This window comes from Paenibacillus sp., from assembly GCF_031177825.1.
GTDB lineage: Bacteria > Bacillota > Bacilli > Paenibacillales > YIM-B00363 > Paenibacillus_AE.
Genome location: NZ_JAPSKE010000042.1, coordinates 1 through 14,125, shown reverse-complemented (window position 1 = coordinate 14,125; position 14,125 = coordinate 1). Strand labels below are relative to the sequence as shown.

Below are 14,125 nucleotides of genomic sequence, written 5' to 3'. Positions count from 1 at the left end.
ACCATGCGAAGGTTGCAGCATTACTCGATCCTGCGCAAGTATTTTCTGAATAGCCAGACGAATAAAACGACGAGGTAGCATAACGCCCCTATTCCCCATCCGGATGCGGCTGCGACGTCGCCGCTCGCCGCCGATACGTAAGACTTCGCGATCCAATACGTCGGTACGAGCGCCCCGACCCATTGCGCGGGCTCCGGCGCAAGCAGCAGTCCGGGAGCGAAGACGACCCAGCCGGACAGCTTCGAGACGGCGAGTCCTTCCAGCTTATTCGCGGCCAACGCGCCCATCAGCACGGCGAACATCGGCGCGAGCGCCGCGGCGGCCAAGATCGACGGCACAAGCGCGAAGCCGCTCGCCGCCGCCGGCAATAGCCCGGAGGCGGTCGGCAGCGCAGCCGCGTATCCCGCGGACAAGACGAACGGAAAGGCCAAACGGTACCCGAAGTAACCGCTCTTCCTTAGCGGGGTTACCGCCAGAACCGCCGCGAGGCGTTCGTCCCGTTCGTCGAGCAGCAGCAGCCCCGCCATCGTTCCCGGCAGCAGCGGCACGAGCAGCAGCGCGACGGCCGAGACGAGCGCCGCGAAGACCGGCGCGCCGGGACCCGGATCGCCCGGCAGCAGCGAGAGCCCGTAAGGGGCCGCGTAGCGCAGCGCCGCCAAGATGAGCAGCGGGGCGGCCGTCATAAAGAGCAGCATCGGATCGCGAAGCGTCTGCTTCGCGTCTACGACGGACATTCGCAGCCAGATCATTCGGCGCCCGCCTCCCTCTCCCTCGTTAGCCGCCGCAGCGCCCATGCGTACGCCGCGATCGTCCATCCGGCCAACCAAACCACGACGTATATCGCCGATCGAACCGACGGTTCGGGCCCGAACGCGGATTCCAGGGCGAGCAGAGAAGCGTGCGTGGGCAACGCCGACAGCGCGGGCCAGGACGCAAGCCCCAGCGGCTCGACGAGCGGGAGGGCGAAGACGGACGTATACAGGGTCGAGGCGACGAAGTAGCCGTTCAACGTACGGCAACCTACGGCGATGCCGAGACCGAGCAAAGTGAAGAAGGCGGCCGTCGCGACGGACCCGTATAGAAACAACGCCCATCGGCCCTCGAAGCCGAACGCACCGAGGCGTACGGCGACGATCGCGGCGGCGGACAATCCGGTCAATGTCGCCGTCTTCGACAGAACGTATTCCGCCGCCGCGTAGGGCGTGGCGAACAGCGGGTCGAAGAGACGCTGCTGCTTCTCCAACAGCACTAGTCCCCCGATAAAGTAGAAGCCGAGCGCGGCCGGATCGGAGAACGTCGCCAGCAGATGCGCGAGCTCCCTCCACGCTTCCGGCAAGGCGCGGAGCATCGCGACGTACAAGAGCGACACGATTGCGTACGCTGCATAGAATCCGTGCCGGGCTTGCAGCCGCGCGTCGAAGAGGAGCGCGGAGCGCAATCGAATCATGACGATCGTCTCCCTTCCCGGGACGGTTCCAACAGCACGTCCTCGAGCGACGCCTCCGTCGTATGCATCGTCAGAATGACGCCGCTTCGGAGCAGCTTCGCGAAGCCGTCGTCGTCGCCGAGCGACGCTAGATCGAATTCCGCCCTTCGGACCGCGCCGCCGTCCGTAAATTCGACGCGCACGCGTCGGACGCCTCGCCCCGACTTCAACGACGCGGGACTGTCGAACAATCGGAACCGTCCCCCTTCGAGCCAAGCGATCCGATCGCAAAGCTCCTCCGCCAACGCCATGTTGTGCGTCGTCAGCAGCACCGTCTTCCCGCGCGACTTCAAGGCGAGAATCGCATCCTTCATCCGTCTGGCGTTCTCCGGATCGAGTCCCGACGTCGGTTCGTCCAGAAACAATAACGCCGGATCGTTCACCAGCGCTCGACAGAAGTTCAAGCGCATGCGCATGCCCTTGGAGAAGGAAGACACGCGTTTGCCGGCGTCTTCCGCCAAACCGACGGAAGCGAGCAGCGCTTCTACGGAAGGTCCGGGCGCACGATATAAGGATCGGAAAAATCGTAAATTTTCCGTGGCCGTAAGGCGTTGATAAAAATTAGGAAATTCGAACGCGACGCCGATCCGCTCGTTGTATTCTCTTCCGAGCGAGGAGATCTCCGCTCCGAACGCGTACACCCCTCCTTCGTACCCCGGAAGCAACCCGATCAACGTCCGCTGCAGCGTCGTCTTCCCCGCGCCGGACGCGCCGAGGATGCCGATGATTTCGCCTTCCTCCGCCTCGAGATCGATGCCGCGCAGCGTCGGTTCGGACGCCCCCGGATACGTATATTGCAGCCCCTCAACGCGAAGACGCATCGCAGTCGCCCTCCTCCAGGATCAATCCGCAAGCGATACAGTGAGCCAGCAAGCGAAGCGTGGCATCGAACGACGGTTCTCCGATGCGCTCCCTCTGGAACGAGAGCAGCACCGCCGAACGGATGAGGTTCACGATCGCGCCCGGCTCCGCCGGCACGAGCCATCCTTCCCGCTGCCCACGGTCGATGAACGGGAGAAGCGTCTCTTCGTCTTTAGAAGCATGGGCGGCTAACGTTTCCGGCGGGAGCTTGCGGAAAAGCGATTCCATCGTTCGTTCGTCGTAGAGGTGACGGATCAACGGATGGCGACGGATCGAAAACAGCGAGTCCATCAGAAATCGTTCGAATCCCTCCCGCGAAACGCGGCCGTCGCCCGTGAGATGCTTGTCGAAAAGCGCCGTTCGAATGTTCTCTTCCTCCCGCTGCAAAATTTCGAAAAATAACGCTTCCTTGCTGTCGAAGAACAAATAAAACGTACCTTGCGCGATGCCCGCGCGAGACGTAATTTCGGCTACGCCGGTTTTTTGCAGGCCGCGTTCCGCGAACAGTTCTCGGCCTTCGGCTACCAACTTGCTGCGAATAACCTCTTTCTCGGATTCGGAAAACCGTTTGACCATTCCAATCGCCGCCAATGAACAGATTTAGTGTTTATTCATGAATACAATATTAAAATATTCATAGAAAGTCAATAATCGAAGGATCGGCCCTTGAACGCGTTCGAAAAAGAAAAAAGGGCGGTTCCCCTAAGTAGACTTCCTACTTAGGGGAACCGCCCCTCCAGCGCGTCGGCACGCCGTCCGATTAATGCTCCGCCCAGCTGTCCAAGTACGCCTTCTGCTCGTCCGTCAACGTATCGATGCTCGTGCCGAGCGCTTCGAGCTTATAGCGCGCGACTTGCTCGTCCGTCTCGTACGGCACGTTCACGACTTGCTTGCCGATCTTCTCGTAGTTTTCGTTCACGTACTTGAGCGCCATCGCTTGCAGCGCGAACGTCATGTCCATGATTTCCGCCGGGTGGCCGTCGCCCGCCGCCAAGTTGACGAGGCGCCCTTCGGCGAGCAGGTACATTTTCCGCCCGTCCTTCAGCTGGAACTCCTCGATGTTCTTGCGCACGGTACGGCGCGACACCGACAACGCCTGAAGCTCCGGAATGTTCACTTCGACGTCGAAGTGGCCGGCGTTGGACAGAATGGCGCCGTCCTTCATGTTCTCGAAATGCACGCCGCGAATGACGTCCTTGTTGCCCGTGACCGTAACGAAATAGTCTCCGACCTTCGCCGCTTCCGCCATCGGCATGACCGCGAAGCCGTCCATGTACGCTTCTACCGCCTTAATCGCGTCGATCTCCGTCACGACGACGTTCGCGCCGAGCCCCTTCGCCCGCATCGCGACGCCCTTGCCGCACCAGCCGTAGCCGCTCACGACGACCGTCTTGCCGGCGACGACGAGGTTCGTCGTCCGATTGATGCCGTCGAATACCGATTGCCCCGTACCGTAACGGTTATCGAACAAGTGCTTGCAATACGCGTCGTTCACCGCGACCATCGGGAACTGCAGCTTGCCGTCGCGCTCCAGCGACTTCAGGCGCAGAATGCCGGTCGTCGTCTCCTCCGCGCCGCCGCGCACTTGCGAGAGCAAGTCTTGGCGTTCGGCATGCAATATCGTCACGAGGTCGCCGCCGTCGTCGATGATCAGGTCCGGGCGGGTTTCCAGCGTCTTGATCATCAGATCTTTGTATTCCTTCGGATCCGGATTGTATTTCGCGAAGACGGTGATGCCGTCCTGCACGAGCGCCGCGCAGACGTCGTCCTGCGTCGAGAGCGGGTTGCTGCCGGTAATGACGACTTCGGCGCCGCCGGCCTGCACGACCTTCGCCAAGTACGCGGTCTTCGCCTCGAGATGAAGCGAAATCGCGACGCGAAGCCCCTTGAACGGCTGCTCCTTCTCGAACGTCGCGCGAATGCGGTTCAGCACCGGCATATGCGCCTCAACCCAATCGATCTTCAGCTTTCCTTCCGCGGCCAACGCGTGGTTCGCGATAATGCTCTTCGAGAGCATAGTCATCGTAACGACATCTCCTTCATTATAAGTAGATCACTTCGTGCGGCTTGTAGCCCGCTTCGAAATCGAGCTCCGCCCGCTCGATCAAGTCGTCCAGCCACGGGAAGCCGTACCGATGCACGTATTGGAACACGTTCACGACGCGCTCCTGCGGCTTGCCCGCGGGCGCCGTCGTCGTGCGGATGCGCTCCCAGTGCCGCAGTCCCGATTCGTGCTGCTGCTTCAACGCGTCCGTCGCCTTCGTCTCCAAGAAATCGATCTGCTCGAGAATCTTGCCCATGTTCGTCTCGCCGAGCTTGCGCAGCCCCGGGTTGATCGAAGCCGCCGCGTCCACGAGCGGACGGTATACGTCGGCGAACGACTCTTTCGCGTGCGCGAACCGAGCCGACAGCCCTAATGCGTCCTGCGCCCGAAGCCACGCGTCGCGAAGCTCCGGAAGCCGCTGCCACGCGTCGTCGAACGATAAGCCGAACTTGTCCATCTGCTTCTGTACGGTGCCTTCGAGCAGCGTGTACTGCTGGCGAGGCACGATAATCGGCGTCGAGAAGCCGAAGAGCGCGAACGCTTCCTTCAGCGTGCTCCAATACGCGATTTCGCTCGCTCCGAGCACCGTCGCGACCGTCGGGAACAGGTACTCTTGCATCAGCGGCCGCGTCAACGCGTTGTTGCTGAACGCGGTCGGTTCGGAGCCCGCCCGGCGATGCAGCTCCTCGAACGGAGCGCGGAACGTCCCTTTGCGGTCGACCGCGTCGCCGCCGTCGCGGAACAGCAGCTTGCGCTCACCGCCGTCGAACAGGAACAGATTGACGCCGTCCTCGGCGGATTCGGCCTGCAGCGAATACCCGAGCGAGGTCACCTCGCGTTCGCCCGCCTTCAGCGCCGCCGACAGCTCGTTCCGCTTGCCGAGCAGCGCCTCGAACATCGGTCCCTCCGTCGCGCGCAGCCCGGGATCGTCGGCGTCGATGAGGACGAGGCCGTGACGTCCGAACAGCAGCGACATCGTCTTCGCGAACGCGGCGGACAACGTCGCCGACGAAGCCGCGATGCCGCGCAGCGCCTCCATCACGCCGGGCTTGAACTCGGTGTCCATCAGCCCTTCGCCGAGCGCGTCGATCGCGGCTTGCCACGCCTCCGGGGATACCGGCGTCCGGCTGACCGAAGTGCGGCCGTCCGTTCCCGGATGCGCCACGGCGATCTTCCGCGTCTCGAGCTGCGGCGTCACGACGTATGTATGGTTCGCCTCGTCCCAATCGTGATCTTCGCCCGCGATCCAAAACACGGGCACGACCGGTCGGCCGAGTACGCGGGACGCATGCCGCGCCGTCCGCAAAATCGTCATCGCCTTATACACGACAAGCATCGGGCCGGTAAACAAGCCCGCTTGCTGCCCGCCCGCGACGACGAGCGTCGTCGGGTCGCGCAGCGCTTCGGCGGCGGCGATCGCCGCCGGCACGTCGTTATGCTCGCGGTTGTAGCGCAGCACCGCATCCGCGACTGCGCCGCGGTCCGCGGCGGGCGCCGCCCCTCTCGCGGCATCGACGCGTGCCGCCCGGTCGACCCAGGCGCGCTCCGGCGCCGCATACGGACTCGCCGCGTCGAACCGCGAAAGAGCGGGGGCAAGGCCCTTGCCGTAATCCGCCGCGATCGGATGTACCTTCATATGTTCATACGTTTCAAACCGCATCGGATTCCCTCTTTTCACCATCGTTACCTGTCCCGTCAATGCTATCATTGTACCCCCGCGAACCGTTCCCGTCAAAACTCGAGCGCATGAAAAAAAGAGCCCGGCGCGAAGGAAAGTCCTTCGGCCGCGGCTCTTCGCGAACAAGACGATTAGACGTAATGGCAAGCCGCCCAGTGGCCCGGCTTCGTCTCGACGAACGCCGGCGCCACCGATGCGCACTTCTCCGTCGCCGCAGGGCAGCGCGTCCGGAAGTGGCAGCCGCTCGGCGGGTTGATCGGGGACGGGATGTCGCCCCCCAGCACGATTCGCTCGCGAGTCGCTTCGATCTCCGGATCCGGAATCGGAATCGCGGACAAGAGCGCCTTCGTATACGGGTGCATCGGATTCGCGTACAGCTCCTCGGACGTCGTCAGCTCGACCATCTTCCCGAGATACATCACCGCGACGCGATCGCTGATGTGCTTCACCATCGCAAGATCGTGCGCGATGAACAAGTACGTCAAGCCGAATTGCTTCTGCAGCTTCATGAGCAGGTTGACGACCTGCGCCTGGATCGACACGTCGAGCGCCGAGATCGGCTCGTCGCATACGATGAACTTCGGATCGACCGCAAGCGCGCGGGCGATGCCGATCCGTTGACGCTGGCCGCCCGAGAATTCGTGCGGGTACCGCGTCGCGTGATCCGGGTTGAGGCCGACGAGATCGAGCAGCTCCTCGACGCGCTTCTTGCGCTCGGAGCGGCTGCCGACCAGCTTATGCACGTCGAGCGCTTCCCCGATAATGTCCGTGACGGTCATCCGCGGGTTGAGCGACGCGTACGGATCTTGGAAGATCATCTGCATGTTCCGGCGCAGCGCCTTCATCTTCGAGCCGCGCAGCGAGTAGATGTTCGTGCCTTCGAACTTCACTTCGCCGTTCGTCGGTTCGTACAAGCGTAGAATCGTGCGGCCCGCCGTCGACTTGCCGCAGCCGGATTCGCCGACGAGGCCGAGCGTCTCGCCTTTCTTCAATGCGAAGCTGATATCGTTCACGGCTTTGAGGGTGTTGCCCCCGCCGACATTGAAAAATTTCGTAAGATTGTTGACTTCGAGCAAATTCGCGCTCATCGTGCGTCCTCCTTCCCTGCCGCCACCTGCGCGCTTTGCGCCATCGGGTGGAGCTGCCAGCAAGCCGCTTTGTGGCCCGGGCTGACCTCCGTCATGCCGACGTCCTGCGTCTGGCAGATCGCCATCGCTTCGTCGCAGCGCGCGCAAAATGCGCAGCCCGCCGGCGGCTTGATCAGATCCGGCGGCGTACCGATAATCGGGATGAGCTCCTCGTCCTTCTTCTGGTCGAGGCGCGGCACCGAACGAAGCAAGCCCTTCGTGTACGGATGCTTCGGGTTTTTAAACACTTCCCATTTCGTCCCGGTCTCGACGACCTTGCCCGCGTACATGACGATGACGCGGTCGCACATGTCGGCGACGACGCCGAGGTCGTGCGTGATCAAGATGATCGAGGTGCCGAGCGTCGACTGAAGATCCTTCATCAGCGACAAGATTTGCGCTTGAATCGTTACGTCGAGCGCCGTCGTCGGCTCATCCGCAATGAGCAGCGACGGGTTGCAGGCGAGCGCGATGGCGATCATCGCCCGCTGCCGCATGCCGCCGGAAAACTCGTGCGGATATTGCGCGAAGCGCGCTTCCGGATTCGGAATGCCGACGAGCTTCAAAATCTCGATCGCGCGATCCTTCGCCGCTTGCTTCGACATTTTCTGATGTTTCATGAGGCCTTCCGTAATTTGGCGGCCGATCGTAAGCGTCGGATTGAGCGACGTCATCGGATCTTGGAAGATCATGCCGATATCTTTGCCCCGTATGGCTTCCATTTCCTTTTCCGACTTCTTGATCAGGTCTTCGCCTTTAAATTTAATAGAACCGCTCTTGATGACGCTCGGCGGCGTAGGGATCAATCTCATGATCGTCTGCGCGGTTACGCTCTTGCCGCAGCCGGACTCGCCGACGATCGCGACCGCTTCGCCCTTCTTGACTTCGAAGTCGACGCCGCGCACGGCTTGCACTTCGCCGCCGCGGACGTTGAAGGACACGCGTAAATCTTTGACTTCCAAAATCGTTTCGGCCATGGTCGGCACCTCCTACTTCTTCATTTTCGGATCGAACGCGTCGCGCAGCCCGTCGCCCATGACGTTGAAGGCGAGCATCGTCAGCGAGAGACAGAACGCCGGGAAGAGGAAGCGCCACGGATAAATTTGAATGACGGCGAGCGAGTTGTCGATCATCGTCCCCCACGACGCGTTCGGCACCTGCACCCCGAGACCGAGGTAGCTGAGGAACGCTTCGGCGAAGATGGCGGACGGAATCGTCAGCGTCAAGGTAACGATAATGGGGCCCATGGCGTTCGGCACGAGGTGGCGGAACATGATGCGCCACATGCCGGCGCCGAGCGAACGGGACGCCAATACGTACTCTTGGTTTTTCAATTGAATGATTTGACCGCGCACGATCCAGGCCATGTTGATCCAGCCGGTGATCGAAAGCGCAAGAATAATGACCAACAAGCTCGGTTCGAAGACGACGACGAGCAGAATCGAAACGAGAAGGTTCGGAATGGAGTACAACACTTCCGCCGTCTTGTTCATGACCTCGTCGACGCGGCCGCCCACGTAGCCCATGATGCTGCCGTATACGACGCCGATGAGCAAGTCGACCGCCGCGACGCAAAGACCGACCAAGAGCGATACTTTCGCGCCTTCCCACGTACGGGCGAACATGTCGCGGCCGAAGTCGTCGGTACCGAACCAATGGGCGTTCCAACTCGAAAGGCTCGGCGGCTCGTTCGTCGCGAGCAATTCGTTGACCGTCGCGTCCCACGGCACGATCATCGGTCCGAAGATCGCGAACAGCGACATCACGCCAATAATGTATAAACCGATCATCGCGACCGTGTTTTTCCGGAATCGATACCAAATATCCGCCCATGCGGACAAGCTTTCGCGCTCGATCTTCTCCGCGCTCACTTCGTCTTTCGAAATTTTCCGGAACAGCTCCGGCCGCAAATCCGAAGGTTTCAATTGCGTCACGTCGGTCAACCTCCCTTTCCGCCGGTCAACTTAATCCGCGGGTCGACCAAAGCATAAGCGATATCCGTTAAGAGTCTGCAAACCATCAAAATAATGCCGTAGAAAATCGTAAGGCCCATAATGAGCGTATAATCGCGGTTGTTGATGCTGGTGACGAAATGTTCGCCGATGCCGGCGATGCCGAACACTTGCTCGATGACGATCGAACCCGTGATGACGTTCGCGGTAAGCGGTCCGAGGTACGTAACGACCGGGAGCAGCGCGTTGCGAAGCGCGTGGCGCGTCGTCACGACGAAGCCCGATAACCCCTTCGATCTCGCGGTACGAATGTAATCGGAATTCAATACCTCGACCATCGTCGAACGCGTCAGTCTCGCGATGAACGCGACGGACAAGGCGCTCAGGGCGATCGTCGGCAGTACGTACGAGAACGGGCTGTTGAGACCGGTGACCGGGAACCAGCGAAGCTCCGCGGAAAAGTAGTATTGAAGAACCGGCGCCAGAACGAAGCTCGGAATGGACACGCCGAGAACGGCGATGACGATCGTCAAGTTGTCCAGCAATTTCCGATGGTACAACGCCGCGACGACGCCCATGCCGACGCCGAAGATGACCGACGCGATGATCGACACGATGCCGAGCTGCGCGGACAAGTAGAACGATTCGTTGATCATCGTCGCGACGGAGCGGTATTGATATTTCATCGAAATGCCCAAGTCGCCGCCGAGCAGCTTGCCCATATAATTAATGTACTGCTCCCAGATCGGGCGATCCAAACCGTAGTAAGCCATGATTCTCTCTTGAATCGCTTTGGGCGTCTTCTCGTTTAAAAACGGATTCCCCGGGATTAATTTCATGAGAACGAACGTTGCCGTGGCCAACACCAGCAGCGAAGCCACCGTTGAAACGAGCTTTTGAATGACAAAACGAGCCAACCCGGAACACCTCTTCCCGTCTATATTTCTCTCATTATTGTAAACGGCGGCAACGGATCAAGCTATTTTTAAATGTTGCCATAAATACCGGAATGATCAGAATCAGATGTGTTTCCTTAAATAGCACAGAAAAAGGGGCATATATAGGGACGCTATATATACCCCGATCTCCTTCAGCGCAAAACTCTAGTTGTACTTTATTGTTTCTCGATGTATCCGCGAGTGTAGTCCATGTTGCCGGAGTAGTCGATTACAACGTCTTTCACGTACGGTTTGTTCATCCAAATCCGCGTGTAGTAGTACAGCGGGAGAAGCGCCGTGTTGTCGCCGATCAAGATTTGCTCCGCTTTCGCCATAAGCTCCATGCGCTTCGCATTGTCTTGCGTCGCGTATGCGTCTTTAACGAGCTGATCGTACTCGGCGTTGTTGAAGCCGATGTCGTTGTTGCCCGAAGTCGACGTGAACATGTCGATGAACGTCATCGGATCGTTGTAGTCCGCTCCCCAACCTGCGCGAGCGACGTCATAGTTGAGCGCCGTGCGGTTTTGGAGGAATACGGCCCACTCTTGCTCTTCGATCTTGACTTCTACGCCGAAGGCCGTCTTCCACATATCGGCAAGCGCCGTAGCGATCTTCTTGTGGCCTTCGCCCGTGTTGTGCGTGATCGTGAAGCCCGTCGCCGGATCCCAGCCCGCTTCCGCGATGCCTTCGGCCCAAATCTTCTTCGCTTCTTCCAAATCTTCTTTGAAGTAGTCCGTGTCGATGACCTCTTCGCGGAATGTCTTCTCGAGACCCTTGATGCCCGTCGATACGAAGCCGTATGCCGGCTGCTGGTTGCCGAGCGTGATCTTGTCGATCATGAGCTGACGGTTGACCGCCATCGCGAGCGCGCGGCGAACTTTCGCGTTGTCGAACGGCTTCTTCGTGTTGTTGAAGTTCATGTAGTACGTCGATGCGATACCTTGAATGACGAGGTTCGCTTCCGGATCGTTCTTCAACACCGGAATTTGCTCCGTCGGGATTTCGCCGTTCGGACCGCCCGTCCAGTCGAGTTCGCCAGTATTATACAGGTTCAGCTCGGTCTGCGGCTCGGAAATCATCGCCATCGAAACTTCCGTGAAGCTGATTTGATCTTTGTTGAAGTAGTTGTCGTTCTTCGCAAGCTTGATGGAGTCGTTGTGCTTCCACTCTGCGAGCGTGAACGGACCGTTGCCTACGAAGCTAGCGGCTTCGGTCGCCCATGCCGGGTTCGCTTCGACCGTCGCTTTGTGTACCGGGTAGTACGTGAAGAACGACGTGAGGCTAAGGAAGTAAGGCGTCGGGTTCACGAGCTGAACTTCGAGCGTGTAGTCGTCAAGGGCTTTGACGCCGACTTGATCGGCCGTTACGCCGCTGTCCGGAGTGTTGTACTCCGCGCCGTTCACAAGGTAGTACAACTGGTAAGCGTAAGGCGCCGGAGGATTCAGGTTCGCGTCGAGCGTCCGCTTCCAGGAATATTCGAAGTCATGTGCAGTAACCGGATCGCCGTTGCTCCACTTCGCGTCTTGGCGAAGCTTGAACGTCCAAGTTTTGCCGTCATCGGAAGTCGTCCAGGACTCTGCTACTGCCGGTTCCGGTTCGCCTGCCGCGTTCATGCGAGTCAAACCTTCGTACAAACCGACCATGACCGTGAAGGACGTTTGGTCTTGCGCTTGAGCCGGGTCGAGAGACGGCGGTTCCGTGGAGATGTTCATGCGGAATACTTGGTTGTCCGCTTTCCCTCCGGCTGCAGGCTCCTCTGCAGGTGTTTCCGTGTTCGTGCTGCCTTCGCTCGTGGACGGTGTCGTTGTTTCGCCCTCGGAGCTTGTGCCGCATGCCGCCAACACTGTTCCCATCATCAATACGATGGCGAACAGCGAGAGCATGCTACGCTTGATCCCCTTCGACATTAGGCTTTTCCTCCTCAAAAAAATTTAGTAGTGTGGTTCTACTGCAGTTTAATATACAACCACCGGTCAAAAAGGTCAATAATGAATTTTCCATATTTGTCAGGCATTCTAACGCACACATGACATAGAAATAACACCATTGGAAGACGTGCTCTGCCCCTCGTTTAGACCCGCTTCCTTGGCCCTATTAACCGTAGTTTAAATAAAACCGCAAGAAAAGGCAAGCAAACGCTTACAATTTTTGCGAAAAAGAAAACGACCCGCCGCTTCGGCCGGTCGTTTGCATTATCTTGGCGAATTTGTGACAATTTTGTAGGCTTCCGTAAGCTCCCGGTACACGTCGCTCTCGAGCTGCGCCCGTACCTGCGACTTCACGATCACTTCGCCTCGGGTCGTGGTCGTATACCGCGGGGGCAGCTTATTCAGGGCGATCGCCATCATATCGTCCCGATGGATCGGGTCCAGGTTCGCCAGCTCGGGCTGCGCCGCCGCCATCTCCTTCAACACCTTGCCGACGATCTCCTCCATTAAATTGCGAACCGTCATGCGCGTTCCCCCGTCTTACCATAAATTTTTCGTGATTCCGATCGCCATCAGAAGGACGTAAGCGGCCGAGAGTCCCATGAAGCCGAGCCTCCACACCGCCCTGGCCGTTCTCCGGAGATCTACCTTGCCCTTGGCTCTCTGCTGCATGTTGCCGAGCAGTCCGAAGCCGAGCAAGAAGACGAGCAACAACAAGTATATACCGAAAGTCGAACCGAAGACATCGTTAAACAATACGGCCACGACGCCGATCAGCAGCGCGGTGGTGACGTCCATCGCTCGCTTGGTCGCAAGCTTCTTCTCTTTCTTATAAAAATACACGGCCAGCCAGACGACGGCGAACGGTAGCACGGGCGCGATCGCCAGGACGGCATAGATATGTATGAATACGTCCGCGACCCAGGCGGCGACGGCTCCGATCCAAGACAATTGCGGCACCCGCTTCCCGCTCCGTCCGAACGGCTTGGTTCTCGGAGCGCATATATGCCGAATTATACCATGTCCGCCGGAAACGCAAAAGATCCCTAGCCTACTTCTACGATACGAGGCTCGGGATCTTGCATTTTCGTCTACTCGATGCGTTCCAGGTTGCCGTTCGCATCCATTTTAAACCGCGACTTCAGCTCTTCCTCGTCCTCGACGAGGAACGCCATCTTGCGCGCCCGATCCATGATTTGAATCAAAGCCTTGTAGTCGTCGTTCACCGTGCGGTAATCCGTTTGGACATGGTTCACTTCGCTCGAGAGTCTCTCATTCTCTTCCCGAAGCCGAGCGATCTCCTCGTCCTTCTCTCGAAGCTCCTTCTCCAGCTGGCGCACTTGCCGAGTCAGCTCCGTCTGCGTGCCTTTCCACTGGCGCAGGAAGCGAATGATGCCGTCGAACGACACCGACTCTTCCGTACCGTTCTCGTATCGGCCCGCATCCGCCTCGAGCGCCGCGACGGAAGCCGTCCGCTCCGCGTCCAGCGCCGCGACGGCCGCCTTGCGGGAGCTCCGCTTTTGCCGTTGCGCCTTCGCGATTTGTATCGCGGCGTCGTACTTTTTCCGAACGCACGAATTCCAACGAAACCCGCAGGCCGCCGCCGTTCTGCCGATTCGCTCCCCGACCTCCTCGAACGCAAGCAGCTGGGTGCTGCCTTCCCGTATATGCCGAAGAGTTACCTCCGCCAACATTAAATCGTCTTCCGGACTCCAAGCGTCTTGTCGTACTGCCGACATGTTCCGTAAACCTCCTAACCAATGTTTCGGGTATAGATGCACACTTTATCTCTATGCCCATAGTAGAGTTCATAGAATCTATTTCATACTAATTTGTATGTCCAAAATGGTTCCGGAACATACGTCTCTGGTCCTACTGGAAAAGTTTCCGTTTCTGTCACGGATGTGTCGTTTACATGGATGCCGCAAACGGATATAATGACGGATAGATGTGTTTTAATGACTGCATGTAGAGAGGGGGAGCGTCATGCCGCGCATGTTTCGCGTTCTCGGCTTCTGGACCCTCGTCATCGGCTTGATGGCGTTAGCGGGCGATATGTACACGATGGCCTTGCTGTTCTTTTTCCAGACGGCCGCTTTCGTCATTTTGGG

The 14,125-nt window shown here is 59.1% G+C and carries 15 protein-coding genes; 1 reads left to right on the top strand and 14 read right to left on the bottom strand.

All coding sequences use genetic code 11. From position 1 onward, the window contains the following. Positions 1 to 20: 20 nt before the first annotated feature. The 14 genes from RIN49_RS27215 to RIN49_RS27150 all read right to left on the bottom strand — a co-directional run bounded on the left by RIN49_RS27215 (position 21) and on the right by RIN49_RS27150 (position 13,753). Positions 21 to 749 (bottom strand): hypothetical protein, encoded by a 729-nt coding sequence (locus tag RIN49_RS27215; RefSeq protein WP_309123256.1) that lies wholly within the window; start codon positions 747 to 749, stop codon positions 21 to 23. Then, entirely contained in the window at positions 746 to 1,447 is a 702-nt protein-coding gene (locus RIN49_RS27210) for a fluoroquinolone export ABC transporter permease subunit (protein WP_309123255.1), read from the bottom strand. The genes RIN49_RS27215 and RIN49_RS27210 overlap by 4 nt, the downstream gene beginning before the upstream one ends. Continuing rightward, positions 1,444 to 2,307: an ABC transporter ATP-binding protein gene (locus RIN49_RS27205; RefSeq protein ID WP_309123254.1), complete on the bottom strand. Its 864-nt coding sequence runs from the start codon at positions 2,305 to 2,307 to the stop codon at positions 1,444 to 1,446. The genes RIN49_RS27210 and RIN49_RS27205 overlap by 4 nt, the downstream gene beginning before the upstream one ends. Then, on the bottom strand, positions 2,291 to 2,923 hold the full coding sequence (locus RIN49_RS27200) for a TetR/AcrR family transcriptional regulator (protein ID WP_309123253.1): 633 nt from the start codon (positions 2,921 to 2,923) through the stop codon (positions 2,291 to 2,293). The genes RIN49_RS27205 and RIN49_RS27200 overlap by 17 nt, the downstream gene beginning before the upstream one ends. Positions 2,924 to 3,107: 184 nt before the next feature. Next, positions 3,108 to 4,370: an adenosylhomocysteinase gene (locus RIN49_RS27195; protein ID WP_309123252.1), complete on the bottom strand. Its 1,263-nt coding sequence runs from the start codon at positions 4,368 to 4,370 to the stop codon at positions 3,108 to 3,110. A 19-nt stretch (positions 4,371 to 4,389) separates the two neighbouring features. After that, positions 4,390 to 6,051, bottom strand: a complete 1,662-nt coding sequence (gene bshC, locus RIN49_RS27190; RefSeq protein WP_309123251.1) for a bacillithiol biosynthesis cysteine-adding enzyme BshC — start codon at positions 6,049 to 6,051, stop codon at positions 4,390 to 4,392. A gap of 149 nt (positions 6,052 to 6,200) precedes the next feature. Further along, positions 6,201 to 7,157: an ABC transporter ATP-binding protein gene (locus tag RIN49_RS27185; RefSeq protein WP_309123250.1), complete on the bottom strand. Its 957-nt coding sequence runs from the start codon at positions 7,155 to 7,157 to the stop codon at positions 6,201 to 6,203. Beyond that, positions 7,154 to 8,173 (bottom strand): ABC transporter ATP-binding protein, encoded by a 1,020-nt coding sequence (locus tag RIN49_RS27180; RefSeq protein ID WP_309123249.1) that lies wholly within the window; start codon positions 8,171 to 8,173, stop codon positions 7,154 to 7,156. The genes RIN49_RS27185 and RIN49_RS27180 overlap by 4 nt, the downstream gene beginning before the upstream one ends. 12 nt (positions 8,174 to 8,185) lie before the next feature. Then, a complete protein-coding gene (locus RIN49_RS27175) occupies positions 8,186 to 9,139 on the bottom strand; it encodes an ABC transporter permease (protein ID WP_375295296.1) in 954 nt (317 codons plus the stop codon). After that, the gene (locus RIN49_RS27170; RefSeq protein WP_309123247.1) at positions 9,136 to 10,065 is read right to left on the bottom strand and encodes an ABC transporter permease; all 930 of its coding nucleotides are present in this window, start codon (positions 10,063 to 10,065) and stop codon (positions 9,136 to 9,138) included. Before RIN49_RS27170 ends, RIN49_RS27175 begins: the two co-directional genes overlap by 4 nt. A 197-nt stretch (positions 10,066 to 10,262) precedes the next feature. Continuing rightward, positions 10,263 to 11,993 carry a peptide ABC transporter substrate-binding protein gene (locus tag RIN49_RS27165; protein ID WP_309123246.1) on the bottom strand — a complete coding sequence of 577 codons (1,731 nt, stop codon included), beginning with the start codon at positions 11,991 to 11,993 and terminating at the stop codon, positions 10,263 to 10,265. A 285-nt stretch (positions 11,994 to 12,278) separates the two neighbouring features. Continuing rightward, positions 12,279 to 12,539, bottom strand: coding sequence for a late competence development ComFB family protein (locus RIN49_RS27160; protein WP_309123245.1), 261 nt, complete (start codon positions 12,537 to 12,539; stop codon positions 12,279 to 12,281). Between the two features lie 15 nt (positions 12,540 to 12,554). Then, positions 12,555 to 12,974 (bottom strand): DUF3397 domain-containing protein, encoded by a 420-nt coding sequence (locus RIN49_RS27155; protein WP_309123244.1) that lies wholly within the window; start codon positions 12,972 to 12,974, stop codon positions 12,555 to 12,557. Between the two features lie 131 nt (positions 12,975 to 13,105). Continuing rightward, positions 13,106 to 13,753: an RsfA family transcriptional regulator gene (locus RIN49_RS27150; RefSeq protein WP_309123243.1), complete on the bottom strand. Its 648-nt coding sequence runs from the start codon at positions 13,751 to 13,753 to the stop codon at positions 13,106 to 13,108. A gap of 247 nt (positions 13,754 to 14,000) precedes the next feature. Here RIN49_RS27150 and RIN49_RS27145 point away from each other — a divergent pair. Continuing rightward, on the top strand, positions 14,001 to 14,125 hold a 125-nt coding region (locus RIN49_RS27145), incomplete at its 3' end, for a DUF2626 family protein (RefSeq protein WP_309123272.1).